General features: G+C 39.4%; 14 protein-coding genes, 2 pseudogenes and 1 riboswitch. Of the genes and pseudogenes, 12 read left to right on the forward strand and 4 right to left on the reverse strand.

All coding sequences use genetic code 11. The features are described from left to right. From M313_RS0109150 to M313_RS0109185, 6 genes are all read left to right on the forward strand, one after another. Positions 1-552, forward strand: coding sequence for an ECF transporter S component (locus tag M313_RS0109150; protein ID WP_010194465.1), 552 nt, complete (start codon positions 1-3; stop codon positions 550-552). Positions 553-973: 421 nt separating this feature from the next. Continuing rightward, complete coding sequence (sigX, locus tag M313_RS0109160) at positions 974-1,510, forward strand: RNA polymerase sigma factor SigX (protein ID WP_010194467.1); 537 nt, start codon at positions 974-976, stop codon at positions 1,508-1,510. Beyond that, positions 1,500-2,771, forward strand: coding sequence for a hypothetical protein (locus M313_RS0109165; protein ID WP_010194469.1), 1,272 nt, complete (start codon positions 1,500-1,502; stop codon positions 2,769-2,771). The genes sigX and M313_RS0109165 overlap by 11 nt, the downstream gene beginning before the upstream one ends. Before the next feature lie 744 nt (positions 2,772-3,515). After that, positions 3,516-3,716 carry a hypothetical protein gene (locus M313_RS0109175; RefSeq protein WP_010194472.1) on the forward strand — a complete coding sequence of 67 codons (201 nt, stop codon included), beginning with the start codon at positions 3,516-3,518 and terminating at the stop codon, positions 3,714-3,716. Between the two features lie 90 nt (positions 3,717-3,806). Continuing rightward, positions 3,807-4,619, forward strand: a complete 813-nt coding sequence (locus tag M313_RS0109180; RefSeq protein WP_010194474.1) for a histidinol-phosphatase — start codon at positions 3,807-3,809, stop codon at positions 4,617-4,619. Between the two features lie 299 nt (positions 4,620-4,918). Next, positions 4,919-6,364 carry a spore germination protein gene (locus tag M313_RS0109185; protein WP_010194478.1) on the forward strand — a complete coding sequence of 482 codons (1,446 nt, stop codon included), beginning with the start codon at positions 4,919-4,921 and terminating at the stop codon, positions 6,362-6,364. 162 nt (positions 6,365-6,526) lie between these two features. Here M313_RS0109185 and M313_RS25160 read toward each other — a convergent pair. Further along, positions 6,527-6,763, reverse strand: a pseudogene (locus tag M313_RS25160) (IS5/IS1182 family transposase); the annotation flags it as partial. 163 nt (positions 6,764-6,926) lie between these two features. Beyond that, the gene (gene serA, locus M313_RS0109190) at positions 6,927-8,501 is read right to left on the reverse strand and encodes a phosphoglycerate dehydrogenase (protein WP_010194486.1); all 1,575 of its coding nucleotides are present in this window, start codon (positions 8,499-8,501) and stop codon (positions 6,927-6,929) included. 200 nt (positions 8,502-8,701) lie between these two features. After that, positions 8,702-8,837: riboswitch (FMN riboswitch) on the forward strand. A 178-nt stretch (positions 8,838-9,015) separates the two neighbouring features. On the opposite strand from serA, the gene M313_RS0109195 reads away from it, so the two are divergent. Then, on the forward strand, positions 9,016-9,600 hold the full coding sequence (locus tag M313_RS0109195) for an ECF transporter S component (RefSeq protein ID WP_010194488.1): 585 nt from the start codon (positions 9,016-9,018) through the stop codon (positions 9,598-9,600). A 55-nt stretch (positions 9,601-9,655) separates the two neighbouring features. Here M313_RS0109195 and M313_RS0109200 read toward each other — a convergent pair whose 3' ends face one another. Then, a complete protein-coding gene (locus M313_RS0109200; RefSeq protein ID WP_010194489.1) occupies positions 9,656-9,904 on the reverse strand; it encodes a ferredoxin in 249 nt (82 codons plus the stop codon). 251 nt (positions 9,905-10,155) lie between these two features. Here M313_RS0109200 and M313_RS0109205 point away from each other — a divergent pair, with 251 nt between their 5' ends. The 5 genes and pseudogenes from M313_RS0109205 (at position 10,156) to M313_RS24565 (ending at position 14,061) form a co-directional block, all read left to right on the forward strand. Next, positions 10,156-11,247 (forward strand): YpbB family protein, encoded by a 1,092-nt coding sequence (locus M313_RS0109205; protein ID WP_010194492.1) that lies wholly within the window; start codon positions 10,156-10,158, stop codon positions 11,245-11,247. Then, positions 11,219-12,031 (forward strand): annotated as a pseudogene (locus M313_RS23185) (RecQ family ATP-dependent DNA helicase); the annotation flags it as partial. The gene M313_RS0109205 and the pseudogene M313_RS23185, both read left to right, overlap by 29 nt. Before the next feature lie 128 nt (positions 12,032-12,159). Continuing rightward, on the forward strand, positions 12,160-12,753 hold the full coding sequence (locus tag M313_RS25580) for a RecQ family zinc-binding domain-containing protein (RefSeq protein ID WP_157182443.1): 594 nt from the start codon (positions 12,160-12,162) through the stop codon (positions 12,751-12,753). Beyond that, positions 12,750-13,373: a CPBP family intramembrane glutamic endopeptidase gene (locus tag M313_RS0109215; protein WP_010194494.1), complete on the forward strand. Its 624-nt coding sequence runs from the start codon at positions 12,750-12,752 to the stop codon at positions 13,371-13,373. Before M313_RS25580 ends, M313_RS0109215 begins: the two co-directional genes overlap by 4 nt. Continuing rightward, positions 13,360-14,061, forward strand: a complete 702-nt coding sequence (locus M313_RS24565; RefSeq protein ID WP_010194497.1) for a LysM peptidoglycan-binding domain-containing protein — start codon at positions 13,360-13,362, stop codon at positions 14,059-14,061. Before M313_RS0109215 ends, M313_RS24565 begins: the two co-directional genes overlap by 14 nt. A gap of 19 nt (positions 14,062-14,080) precedes the next feature. Here the strand turns inward: M313_RS24565 and M313_RS25810 are convergent, their stop codons facing one another. Next, the gene (locus tag M313_RS25810) at positions 14,081-14,224 is read right to left on the reverse strand and encodes a hypothetical protein (RefSeq protein ID WP_010194498.1); all 144 of its coding nucleotides are present in this window, start codon (positions 14,222-14,224) and stop codon (positions 14,081-14,083) included. Between the last annotated feature and the right edge of the window lie 429 nt (positions 14,225-14,653).

Raw genomic sequence — 14,653 nt, forward strand, 5'->3', positions numbered from 1 at the left:
ATGGCAACCAGAAAAATAGCGCTGCTTGGTGTTTTAATAGCCATTTGTGTAGTAGGGAGAATTGTTTTCGCATCCATACCTAACGTCCAGCCAGTGACGGCAATCATCATAATTTGTGCTTTCTGGATGGGACCTGTTTCAGGTGTGATTCTTGCAGTAGGTACGACCTTTGCAACGAATCTAGTTCTTGGTACTGGCATGTGGACATTCACACAAATCTTTGCATGGTCAATCATTGGATTGTTAAGTGGTGCAATTGGGATTTGGTTTAAAAGAATCCCAGTATTCATTCTTTCCCTCTATGCTGGGCTTTGCGGGCTATTTTTCGGTTTTGTTTTCTCCATCCAAAACATGATTGTCGGAGATTTTCCATTTTGGCCATATTATCTTGCTGGACTACCATTTGATATCAACCATGCAGTCGGAAATGTCGTTTTCTTCATTATTCTTTATCCGATCCTTTCCAAACTCTTAAACGAAAGAGCTCCATTCATCATTAAAAGAAAAGAGAGCCTGGCACAATATCAAATGAGCAGCACCTACAAGAAATGATACGGGAGCGCCAATCCTCTGTGGATTGGCGTTTTACTATGTAAAAAAGTGAAGCAGAGTTACTAGGAATTTCTAGCTGGTGATTGGAGCAAATGGCGAAGACTCCTGCGGAGAGTAGCGACATTGTTGAGACCCCGCAACGAAGTGAGGAGGCTCAAGGTCGCCCGCGGAAAGCGAAGCTATTTGCGGAAATCAACAGCGGCGCAATCAAAATAGGTCGAAATATGTATATAACCTCTTTAGAAAAGCCTACAAAAATCCCTACAATACTATACGGACATCCCTTATACTTATATTACAGACAAAAAACAAAAAGAAATAATTGCCAAATAACCCTAGTCAAATTGTAATTTTTTTAATATATTTGTAATGTAACTTTCTTACTATAATATACGACTAATGAAATGAACGGAGGGAAACTATGAATACCGTTTTTCAAGAGCTCTATGAAAAATATCACCAGGATGTTTATCAGTTCTTATATTACATGGTGAACAACAAGGAGCAAGCGGAAGACCTCGTTCAAGAAGTTTATATAAAAGTTTTACGTTCCTATGACCGTTTTGAAGGGAAAAGCAGTGAAAAGACCTGGCTGTTTTCAATTGCCAAGCATGTTGCCATTGATTCCTTTCGCAAACAAAAAGGATGGAAAAACAAACTACTTGAAACTTTCGACTGGAACAAACAACAGGTAAAAGATCACGCTCCACTTCCTGAAGAGATAGCCGTACAAAATGAACAAGTTCAACAAATGTACCGTTGTTTGGATAAATGTAAAGTCGATCACCGACTAGTCCTTATCCTCCGGTACATACAAGCCCTTTCTATTCAAGAAACAGCCCAAATTCTTGGCTGGACGGAAAGTAAGGTGAAAACTACTCAACATAGAGCCTTAAAGGTCTTGAAGGCATATATGGAAGAACTTCAAGAGAAAGGAGGAAACAGCAATGCGTCATAATGATGAAGACCAAATTGAAAAGTTGTTAAGGCAAATGCCTAAAATTAAAGATGATCGTGACCCGAAACAAATATATAAAGAAATACAGCCAAAACTAGCAAATTCACCGCGGCGTTCGAAAATAGTACCTGCTTTTGCATTAGTTGCGGCATTAGTGCTGTTCGCGCTGGTTGCACCTATGTTCGTAAACAACATGCAGTTCGACATGAGTTTAAGTGGATCTGACAGCAGTTCAGAAGAAAGTATGGACACCGCAACAATGAATGCAGATGATAGTGCAGAGGATTCTGCCGCAGATATTAGCAGGGAAGCCTTAGAGGAAGAGGAAGAATCTTCACTAAAGGCGGAAGGGGAAGAGGAATCCAATGACTTTGCTGCAGCTGAGATCACTTCATTGGACGGTAAGAGTTTTGTTACAACTTCTTATAATATAGAATTAGAGTACGCTGTAACCATTGGCGTGTCCTTAATGGAGGCGGATAACTTTAAACATGGTGGTTCCAGCACGCCATTGACTGTGATTGTTCCTCGTGGAGAAAGTGACACGTATGTGGATGCTCTCAATAAGGTGCGGGGAGGAATAGCTTACGAGGACTATGGGGTTAATGCGCCAACTATCAATGACAATGTAAAAATTTCAGAAGGTGACATAGGGTTAGATAGGGCGATGCCAATCTTAGATGTAACAGATATGGCTAAAGGTTTAACATCTTATCAAAGCAGACTTTTCCCTAAAGAATTAAGCGATACTTTTAGCAATCAATACACTCATTTCTTATTTAGTGATAATGGATCAACTAAAGGTGTGCAAGTTGGCAACGATGTATATAATGGTCCGATAGAGTTACAGACTAAAAACAAGCGTGCGTATTTCAAATATCACACAGGTAGCCTGCCTTTATTGGTTCCAGGGCATGAAAGATATCTTTCAATCGGAGATGCTCTCACGGCGATGACAAGTGCCCCGGAGCAAGCTGATACCAGTAAACTAGAGCCCGCTATTCCAGATACGGTGCAAGTGGAAAGTTTGGCGCTTGAAAAAGATAAAACTGTAGTTCGCATTAAGCTGGCAGATAGCAGCGTACTTGAAAATAACGACGAAAGCATCTTTGCCCTTGAGGCGATGATGATGGTAGCAAAAGAATTTGGGTTAAGTGCTGTGGTCTTTGAATCTTCTCAAGAAGGGATGATTGGGACTATCACACTCAATGAAGAGGTAAGCGTGCCTTACTCTCCGAATCCTATACCGTATAGCGAGTAAGTATGAAAAGCGTGCAGATGAGCACGCTTTTTTACTTTTATGTCGTCTCTTTGCTCGAAAATTCTTTTGGAACAGTTGATACGGTCGTATAGAAGGGCTCTATAAGACTAAAGAGCAACTATAGCCGGAGCTTCGGTCGTATAGAAGGGTTCTATAAGCCCAAAGAGCAACTATTGTCAGAGCTTCGGTCGTATAGAAGGGTTCTATAAGCCCAAAGAGCAGCTATGGTCAGAGCTTCGGTCGTATAGAAGGGCTCTATAAGCCTAAAGAGCAACTATAGCCGGAGCTTCGGTCAAATAGAAGGGCTCTATAAGCCTGAAGAGCAGCTAAAGCCGGAGCTTCGGTCGTATAGAAGGGTTCTATAAGCCTAAAAAGCAACTATAGCTGGAGCTTCGGTCAAATAGAAGAGCTCTATAAGCCTAAAGAGCAGCTAAAGCCGGAGCTTCGGTCAAATAAAAATTCCCCTAGTTACCTAATTTTAAAAAACGGCCCCAAAACCTCCCCAAAAACCCCAGCAAATAATGCTCTCACACCAACCCTACCTATATACATATTTCCAATTCAAAAAGAAGATACTACCACCATATATGGAAGAATCCCTTTTTTTCCATATAAAGGAGGGTACATATGTTTAGTATTATTGTCGGGCTGGTGCTTTTAATGCTATTAGCTTACCTTGGCTGGTCCATTATCTGGATAGCTCCACTTGTTTCTGCCATTGCAAAGGTCAAGCGGTTGTGATGGATGGAGGATACACCGCTCAATAAATACGGAGGTGGCATGGTGAAAAAAGACGTGAAAAGTAAGACAGCAGATGAGGCTACTACTGCAAACCTTGAGCTTGAGCAGAAGTTCTACCATGAAACAGATCACCAAGACGGTAGCCTATACAATTTAGGAGATAGTACACCATTATTAAATGATGAAGAAAAAGGTGCTGATTAGGCACCCTTTTTTATGAATTTTTTGAAAATACAACCCATCTCTCTTTATATTAATAGTATAATTAGCAAAAAAGATGAGAGGGGACAGTTTATGCTGACAGATTATCATAACCATTTGGAAAGAGGAACATTAACTCTAGAATACCTAAAACAATTTACAAAGGTAGCTCAACAAAAAGAGATAGAAGAGTTTGGTATCTCAGAACATGCCTATCATTTCTATCAAACAAAAGATATTCTCAGCAACCCCTGGGTGGAGGAACGAAGATATTATGATATGGCCGAATATTATCAACTTTTCCAACAGGCCTGGAATGAAGATATCAATGTGAAAATGTCCATTGAAATGGATTATACACCTGGCAAGCATGCCGAGATGAAAAAATTTATCGATGCTTATCCTTTTGACTATGTGATCGGTTCCATACATTGGGTAGGGGACTTTGGGATTGACTTGGCCGAGTTTCGTAAAGAATGGGACCGCCGCGATACCAATGAGGTGTATACGAAATATTTTGATCAAGTAGTTACTCTTGCTGAGTCAAATATGTTCGATATAATCGGACATCTAGATCTAGTAAAGATTTTCAAATACGTGCCAAAGGACGAAGAATTTCTTTTAGAGCAGTATGAGCGGGCAGCTTCGGCTCTAGCTAACTCTAAAACTTGTGTAGAAATAAGTACTGCGGGACTTAGGAAACCCGTGGGAGAGTTATATCCGGATAAACGATTGCTGAAAACGTGTCATGACAAAGGGGTGCCAATTGTGCTCTCATCCGATGCACATGTGCCTGAACATGTAGGGGCCGATTATGACCAAGCCGTTCAGCTTGCAAAAGAAGTAGGATACAAAACAATTATGACTTTTAATAGAGGAGAACGCAGAGAGGTAGAATTAGGTTAATCCTGTCCACTCAATAAAAATAATGGCAGTAAAAATCCCCCTTACAAAAGTAAGGGGACACAGTTTATAAACAAAAGGGGTTCGGAATGTTCACATTCCAAATCCCTTTTTAATATTTAGTTAAATTGGATATGAAAAGATAGACTTCCTAAATACTATTTATAGGCTATCGCTGGACCTCTCCCTGTCCAGTTGGCCATCTTCTTTAGATTTAATGCAAAGAAAGTAAGCATCGCCTGCATCGACAAAAGTATAGTATTTTGATATTTCCTAATACTACCTGTAAGGGAGGTAGTATTATGCTTAACATAGAAAAATGCCTTGAAGAAAATATCAGAAATATCCAAAATTCTTTTCACCATACATCCGATCTTAAAGTACGTAATTTAAAGGTGGGTTACAAGGGTTCTGCCGAAATGGCTGTTGTCTATCTAGACGGAATCATTGATTTAGATCTGATTCAGGAACATGTGGTCAAGCCTTTATTGGAAACCTTTAAGACTGTATGTATGAAGGAATTACTCATAGATAAGATAATGGGAAGAATCATTGAATCGGCAGATGTGAAGACCACTACTAAGTATAAAGAGCTGACCGATGCCATTGTACAGGGGAGTGCTGTCTTACTGATAAACGAGTATCAACAAGGGATCATCATCCCATCTCCTAAGTGGGCGGAAAGAAGCATCGAAGCAACAGTAGGAGAACGTAGCGCAAGAGGTCCCCAAATTGGATTAACTGAAAAAATGAAAACAAATATCAATCTGATAAGAAGTTCAATAAAAACTCTCGATTTTTGTGTAGATACAATAGAGTTGGGCTCAATTTCCCCAACATCAGTTTCTATCTTATACATTGAAGGAATTGTGGATAAAGGAATATTAAAAAAAGTTAAAAAGAGAATAAATAGTCTTAGGATAAAGTATGTCCTCAGTGAAAGAGTAGTAGAGGATGTATTAGAGGGAAAGCCAAGGTCTATTTTTCCACGAATAAGGCATTCCGAAAGAATTGACGGAGTGGTCTCTTCCTTATTTGAAGGAAGAGTAGCCGTTATTGTTGATGGATACCCTTTTGCCATCATAGCTCCTGCTCTATTTGTCGAATTTCTTCAGGCACCTGATGAATATCACATTCCATTGGGCAGGTTTACTAGCCGGACAATGAGATTGTTTGCATTTTTGATGGGAGTATATCTGCCTGCTGTTTATATAGCGTTAGCCAATTTTCACAAAGATGATCTGCCAAAAAAGATTTCAGAAGCAATCATTTCTAAGGATGAGCTGTTGCCGACCTTTTGGGAAATTATCATTCTAATATTTTTGATAAGAATACTAGTCGATGTTTCGTTCCGGCTTCCGCAAACGGCAGTAATTTTGGTTTCTTTAATCGGAACAATCGTAATTGGCGAAACAGCCGTTACGGCAAAATTAATCCATCCAGTCAGTCTAATCGTCATTGGGATAACAACTCTCTCAAGTTTCTTAGGGGCAAACAGAGGGCTCGTAGTAGTTGATAACACTCTAAGAATCATATTTTTGCTTACTGCTAATTTTTTTGGATTTACCGGGTTAATTATTGCTATAACCCTGCAAATAATTTATATGGTGAGCCTAAAATCAGTAGGTGTTCCCTATCTTTCACCATTAATTCCATTTAAAATGCAGGAATTGAAGGATACTTTATATAGAGAAGATTTACAGAAACTTACGAACAGCAAACATACCTATACCAAAGATAATAATTAACTTGGTGATAATAGGTGTAGACTCCAAAAACGAGCACTTATTAGTGCTCGTCAGCTTGCAGAGAAACTCTACATATATTTTGGTCGAAGATTTGGTTTAATTTCGCATCCTACCTGAGAGAAAAAGGTTCCCACATACCTAGCCCAACCGGGTCTTTGGCTGATAGGTGAATTTCCATTTTGGAAAGAGACCTTTGGTCGGTTGAAACCTTCTATGTGCAATTACTCCAAATATCTTTCTATCTGATAATCCCTTACAAATCGGTTTGGTAAGATAGCAATAGCCAGAAACAAGTGCTACAGGTTCCACTATAAATCCAAAGCGTTTGATTTGACGGTCTAGGCGTGAGGGATAGGGAACAGAGTCATGAACGTTTCCAGGAGTTACAAAGGCATCGGTATCTGACGTGTTATCTATATTCATATTAAAATACACATGTATATCGTTCCACAAAAAAACTGAAGACAACCTGGAATTATCGCTAGTTTTTCTACAGTCAGAATCCCCTTAAAAAAGTAAGGGGATAATTTATGGTAGGGAACAATTTCATTCCCAATAATTGCTATAACTCTAAAGTAATCGCAGAAGAAATATCCGGTATGAGAAGGATTTCATCTACGAGCACTTTTTCAAGCGGTTGGTCAAAAGAAAGCATCATAATTGCTTTTCCGCCCTGTAGCATCCGTCCCACATGCATCGTAGCAATATTTGTTTCATGTTTACCAAAAATGAGCCCAAGTTGTCCGATGACACCAGGACGATCCGTATGCTGCACATAGAGCAAATGACCGCTTGGTGCAAAGTCAATGTCAAATCCATTCATATGAACAATTCTAGCGCCAAAACCTTCAATGAATGTCGCCCTTACTACTAAGTTTACATCTTTTCCCTGCGCTTCCACTTGAATGATATTGGAGTATCCATAACTGTCTGTTTGATGTTTTTCTCCATAACTGATCCCACGTTCTTTCGCAATGGTAGCAGCATTCACTTCGTTAACAGTCGTATCCACACGATTTCGCAAAAACCCTGCAATAATACTTTTTGTCAAAATAGATGTCTCCCACTCCGTTATAACGCCAGCATACGTTGCGGTAATCTCTTCAATTGGTGTTTTGGCAGATTGAGAAAGAATGGAACCTAAAGTTTTTCCAAGTTGATAGAACGGTTGAATCTTTTTATAAATTTCTTTTGGAATAGTAGGCAAGTTAATGCTGGTATTTACCGATTGGCCATTTAAATAAGCCAGCACATCTTTTGAAACTTGGAAAGCGACATTGTATTGTGCTTCTTTTGTTGATGCCCCAAGGTGCGGTGTGACAATTACATGCTCATGCTGTACAAGATCATGATTTGTTGGTGGCTCTACTTCAAATACATCAAGGGCAGCACCGGCAACATGTCCTGTGTTCAAATGGTGAAGCAATGCTTCTTCATCAATGATTCCACCACGTGCACAATTAACAAGATAAACGCCTTTCTTTAATTGAGGGATATTTTCTTTATTGAACAAACCTTTTGTTTCTTTCGTGAGAGGTGTATGTACGGTAATGATATCCGCCTGCATCATCACTTCGTCTAAAGGTAAGGAGGTAACACTTAACTTCTCAGCCCGCGTGTCAGTTAAAAACGGATCATACACTACTACTTTCATTTGAAAAGCTTTTGCACGCTTGGCAATTTCACCGCCGATTCGGCCAAATCCCACAATACCAAGGGTCTTTCCGAATAGTTCTGTCCCAATAAACTTCTTTCTGCTCCATTGGGCACCTTTTACATTCATGTTTGCTTGAGGTATGTGACGGACTAATGAAGAAATCATGGCAAAAGTATGTTCTGCAGTGGAAATGGTATTTCCGTCGGGTGCATTTATGACGACGACGCCTCTTTTGGTTGCAGCGGTTATATCAATATTATCCACGCCCACTCCTGCCCTAGCTACTACTTGGAGATTGGAAAGAGAAGAGAGAAGGGCATCATCCACCTGGGTGGCACTTCGTACAAGTAATGCATCGATGTCTTCTGGATTGTAGTTGTCTTCTTCCCGATCTTTCCGATATACTTTTACATTTTCCGCTTCTAAGAGCGGGGTCAATCCTTCTGAACTTATAGAATCTGCAACGAGCACATGAAACATAAATGCAATCCCTCCAAAAAAATATTATAAAATTTCTGATAATTTATCATCTATCAGGAAGCATGTCAATGACTTTACAACAGGTCGAACCTATGTAAGCGCTTATTGTTTCAAAATTCCTATAAAAAATGAATAACAATTCATTTCTCTTCCCTTTTTACTATTTTTTGAGTATAATAAACTCGTAAGTTAATAATATGATCTATCTTCGGGGCAGGGTGAAATTCCCGATCGGCGGTGATGAGAGTTATTCTCTAAGCCCGCGAGCCTGATGTTGGGGCAGGATTTGGTGCGATTCCAAAGCCGACAGTATAGTCTGGATGGGAGAAGATGGAGGTTCAAAGTTGTCGAAATTTCTTCGTTTCGATGCTTATTTCCTGATGCCTTCGTACTCCCGTTTGTTCATTTTGACAAGCGGTTATTTGCGTGGATTTGCATCATGAAATAAACACACATCTTTGAATTCTCTCTTTTCGTACGAGGTGGATCTCCATTTGAAAAGGAGAGAAGAAGAATGAATCAATCAAAACGCGTCAAAAAAATGGTAACAGTAGGGATGTTAAGTGGTATTTCCTATCTGCTTATGTGGCTAAGCTTTCCACTGCCTTTGTTACCGCCATTCTTATCCGTGGACTTCAGTGACGTCCCGGCATTGCTGGCAGCCATTATCTTTGGGCCGGTGGCTGGTATTACAGTCGAAGCAATCAAAAATATCCTGCATTATATTGTGCAAGGAAGTATGACAGGAGTTCCTGTTGGACAGTTGGCTAATTTCACTGCAGGGGTATTATTTATACTGCCGACTTATTTCATCTTTAATAAAATTCGTACTACCAAAGGATTAGGATTAGGTTTGGTTGCGGGTACAGTATCCATGGCATTGATCATGAGTGTACTCAACTATTATATTTTCTTACCTGCATTCACATATTTCCTTAATGTCCCATCTGGGTCTTCCGCTCAAATGATTGAAGGAATTGTAAAGGGTATCCTACCTTTTAATATAATCAAAGGATTGATTGTCACTTTCTTGTTCTTATTATTATATAAGAAGCTTGCAATTTGGCTCGACCGTCAGTTAGAAATAAAGAATGTTTAAATTAAATGAAGAAGAAGCCCCGATTCCATAAGGATCGGGGCTTCATTTCTTATAACTATTCAAATTTTAATGCGTCGCCATCGAATGGCTCGTCAGCAATTTTAATTGAATCAGTAGGACAGCCTTCAAAAGCGTCCATCATGTCTTCTTCAAGCACATCAGGAATTTCTACAATTCCTTGGTTGTCATCAAGTGTTACGAATGCAATACCTTCATCATCGTAGTCGTAGATGTCTGGAGCTGCAGCACCGCACGCTCCACAAGCGATACAAGTATCTTTGTCAACAATCGTGTATTTTGCCATGAAAATAAACCTCCCAAATAGTAACTAGTCAATTAAATGATTTCCAAAATTTAGTTGGAAACCAATTCCTTATAATTTATATTGTAAAACTGTTTTCCCAACTTTTCAATAGAAAACTCAATGAGAATGCTTATCACACAAGGGTTTTGAAACATATTGTTAGATTACCCGACGAAAAGATGTGATAAACATGTCATCCTTTACAAAATTTTGATAAAATGACTGTAGGGGAAGAAAGGTGTAGAAATTTGATGAAATCATTCGAATATTTGTGTCTGAAATGCCTCCAATCATTTAGAGGAGAACGGAGCATTTCAGCGATCTACCATTTATTTAGAGGAAAGAAATCTTCTCAAACTATACAAGATGCCAATATCTTTTCATTGGTAAATGTATATGGACTTTTTCCCGATCTAAACAGAAACTTTCTTCAACAAACCATAATTTTTTTACAGACAGAACAACTTATTCGTGAAGTACATAGCGAGCATTGCGAAGTTACAGACAAAGGTAAAAAGCAGTTGTCAGATGGCGAAAAACTTTATTATTTATCTCCTTATTTAAATGGATATGCATACAAAGATAAAAGTTTGACTTTTTGGAAGAGATATTCTCTACTCGTTCAAACTATGTCTAATTTGGCAGGGAAAGAACGTACATTTATCCCTATACAGTATGATGAATCTATCCAAAGGTGGGTGAAAAATTATTTATTGAGTCAAAAAGGCAGTTCAAAAAAACAGTTGTTACATGATTTGTTTAATGAAACATACAGTTTGCTTACTCAATTGCCGGCTAATCAAGCGACTGTCTTTGCACTCAAACTATCTGGTTATCGTCATACAGGAAATACAGATGAGCAAATAGCAAAAAGCTTAAAAAAAGACTCCGCCTGGATTCACGTGGAGTTCCAATCAGCTCTGCACTTTATAATTCAAAGCTTAGAGGAAAAAGGCGCGGCTTCAACCTACAATAGTTTTTTTTCAATTTGTCGTGATTTGCTGGAGAGACCACTGCTTACTGAAACCACACAAAAAAGTTTAAAGTTGCTTCATCAAGGACTCAGTCTATCGGAGATCGCCAATATCCGGAGATTGAAGGAAAGTACCATAGAAGATCACGTGGTAGAGATTGCCATGCAGATTCGTGAATTTTCGCTAATTCCTTATGTAAAAGAGGAAGACATAGCAGCAATCCAGGCTGTTATTCATGATTTGCAAACACACCAACTTCGCAGAATTAAAGAGCAGTTAAACAATCAGGATATGAGTTATTTTCAAATAAGGTTAGTACTAACAAGGATGGGGGATAGCGATGAACCTAGACACTCTGCTGGAAGTTAAAACCGGCTTTTCTTCTTTTAGGCCAGGTCAGAAAGAAATTATCCAGGATGTCCTAAGCGAAAAAGATGTCATCGCGTTACTTCCTACAGGAGGGGGTAAATCTCTATGTTATCAACTTCCAGGTTACGCTCTTGGGGGCACTGTCGTCATCGTTTCCCCATTATTATCCCTCATGGAAGACCAGGTACAACAACTTAGGTCAAGTGGAGAAAAAAGTGTCATCGCTTTAAACTCGTTTTTGACCTTCTCGGAAAAAGAAAAGCTGTTATCCGTTGACTTGAATTCTTATAAATTCCTTTTTATCTCACCAGAAATGCTTCAGGTAGATAAATGGATCAAGAAACTCCAAAAAGTTCGTATTGATTTGTTTGTAGTAGATGAAGCACATTGTGTTTCTCAATGGGGGCATGACTTTCGGACGGATTATCTGAAATTGGGAACCGTAAAAAAAATGCTTGGAGAACCGCCCACATTGGCCTTGACTGCAACTGCAACAAAAGCCGTCATACAAGATATTCAAACATTTTTAGGCATGTCAGAACCTGTTTTTCACATCAATTCATTGGACAGACCTAACATAGCATTAAAAGTGGAAGAAGTAGTCAATAACCAAGAAAAAAAGGAACGATTACTTGAATTGGTAAACGACTTGCAACCCCCGGGTATCATCTATTTTTCGAGCAGAACAAAGACGGAAGAACTTTATGAATATCTAACGGAAAATGGAATAAACAAGGTCGCATATTATCATGCCGGATTATCAACAAGAGCAACGAATTTTAATTCAACAACAGTTTTTGATTGGATCAGGTTGACCTTATCTGTTGTACAAGCGCTTTTGGCATGGGTATTAATAAAAGTAATGTACGGTATGTTCTTCACTACCACCAGCCAACTCAAATGGAGTCTTATGTGCAGGAAATTGGTCGTGCAGGAAGAGGGGGAAACCAAAGTATTGCAATCTTGCTGAAAAGTAAGGAAGATGCGATGCTGCCAGAGTTCATAATAGGCAATGAATTGCCTGACCAGGAGTGGGTATCATATATCCTTCAAAACCTGGTCAATGAATACGGTGAAATAGAATCCATATCAAAAAAACAAATGAAAGAATGGGTAGAACAATATCCAGAGCAGGAGTCCTATTGGAGATATCTCTTTTTTCAACTAAACGAGTTCTTACACAGACACGGGAAACTGAATATCGCCTCTCTTCAACCATGCATAGATGAGATACAGAGCAGAATTGACAAACGAATTACCATGAAACGTTCAAAGCTTAAGGAGTTTAATAATTGGACTACCACAGCTCTTTGTAGGAGAAAAGAGTTGCTGCATTATTTTGATGAAGAGATGTCCACTCCTATTCAACAATGTTGCGATAACTGTGGATTGAATATGGACAGTTATAGTCGGGAATTTAAATTCACTTCAAAAAGTGATGTAGATCAACCTGTAACCTGGGAGAAGGTTTTGAAAAAAATATTTTGGCAGGAAGATGAGAATTGAAAAACAGACAAGCAGAAATCATTAAACATATGAACCCTAGAGAGCTTTTATATCATCTCTATCTTTCTCAAATTGCATTTTTTGTTATCGGACTAGGACTGGCCTATTTTTTGTTTAACAGTTTGGAATCCTTTAAACAAATATTTGCATGGCAGCCAGTAAACATTTTTGTCATTGGAACAGCCGTCGCACTAATTGTGGTAGGCGTTGATCTTTTACTCATGAAAATGGTACCTAAAAGCCTTTTAGATGATGGCGGTATTAATGAGAAAATGTTTCAGACAAGGTCCTTCCCTCACATCATTCTTTTAGCATTCATAATATCCTTTGCAGAAGAGTTCCTTTTTAGAGGAGTGATTCAAACTCATTTTGGGATATGGGTTGCCAGTATTTTGTTTGCAGCTCTTCATATCAGGTATTTGCACAAATGGGTATTGTTCATCTCGGTCGTAATTATCAGCTTTATTTTAGGATACACCTATGAAGTCACAGGCAGTTTATGGGTTACCATTTGGGCCCATTTCCTAATTGATATGTTGCTTGCTTGCAAAATTAGAGCAGATTATTTGAATAATAATAACAAGTGGAAGACGGGAGTGGTAAGAGATGGAGAAAAATAAAGGGTTAGATCAAGCAGACGGGTTACGGGAAGAAGTACAAAAGGAATCAAATAATCTCCCATCCAGAAGTGAGCTTCACGCACAAAAAAGAAGTAAAAAAACAAAATGGAAAGTGAACTTTTCCTTCGTCAGGCTGATAGGCGTATTATTTTTGTTAATTCCTATCAGTATTATGGCCATTCATTTTAATAATCAGGAGACCAATTTCTTAGACAAGTTGTTTACGCCAGCAGTTAAGAACGTAGAGCAAATCTCTATTCCTACCAATGTTTCGGCAAGTACTGTAGACAACGTTGAAGAGAATGACGAGGAAACGCCTGTTGAAGCGGAACAGGTGTCTACCAAGGATGGTGAAGCAAAAGAGGTTGTAAACCAAGAGAATGAAGCAGATGGTCCTGGTAAAACTGCAGATAAGGCAGAAAATAAGAGTACTTCTGAACAAAATGATTCAGCTCCTGCATCACAACCGGAAACCGAAGAAAAGGACGTTGCGGAAGAGGAAGTGGAAGAAGAAACATCCAATGTGACATATGTAGAGCATATTGTCCAAGAAAGTGAAACACTCTACCGAATATCCATGAAATACTTCAGCAGCAGAGAAGGAGAAAGAATCATCAGCGATCACAATAACCTTGTGAACGGCCAAGTAAACGTCGGGCAAAAGCTTCTCATTCCAGTTAATAGATAAGCTTATAGACATATAAAGATTAAGAAAGCATAATACCGTTGATTTCCGTTCCAGGCGCTTCGCTTGCCTGCGGGCGGTCCGTGAGCCTCCTCACTTCGTTGGAGGCCACTGAAAAACCTAGTAACCAATCTTTTGGATAATTTATAGCTGTTGATTGGAGCAAATGGCGGAGACTCCTGTGGGGGAGTAGCGACAATGTTGAGACCCCGCAGGGCGTAGCCCGAGGAGGCTCAAGGTCGCCCCGTGGAAAGCGAAGCCGTTTGCGGAAATTAACAGCGGTGTCTTAAAAAAATCTAACATCAAAGACTTTTTCAATGGCCTCCTTCGTTGCGGGGTCTCACCTGTCCCTTCCTCCCGCGGGCGTCTGCGCGCCTTCCACTCCAATCAACAAAGTGACTTCATATACCGTAGGGTTTGTGGAAAGGCTTCTAAACGTGTTAACTGAAAAAGCATTAACATTTCGTTTTCCTAATTTATAGCTGTTGATTGGAGCAAAAGGCGTAGACTCCTGAGGGAGATAGCGCTAGGTGGAGACCCCACAGACGTAGCCGAGGAGGCTCCAGCAGCGCCCCTAGGAAAGCGAAGCCATTTG

Origin of the sequence: Bacillus sp. m3-13 (assembly GCF_000175075.1) — a bacterium.
Classification (GTDB): domain Bacteria; phylum Bacillota; class Bacilli; order Bacillales; family Bacillaceae_I; genus Sutcliffiella_A; species Sutcliffiella_A horikoshii_C.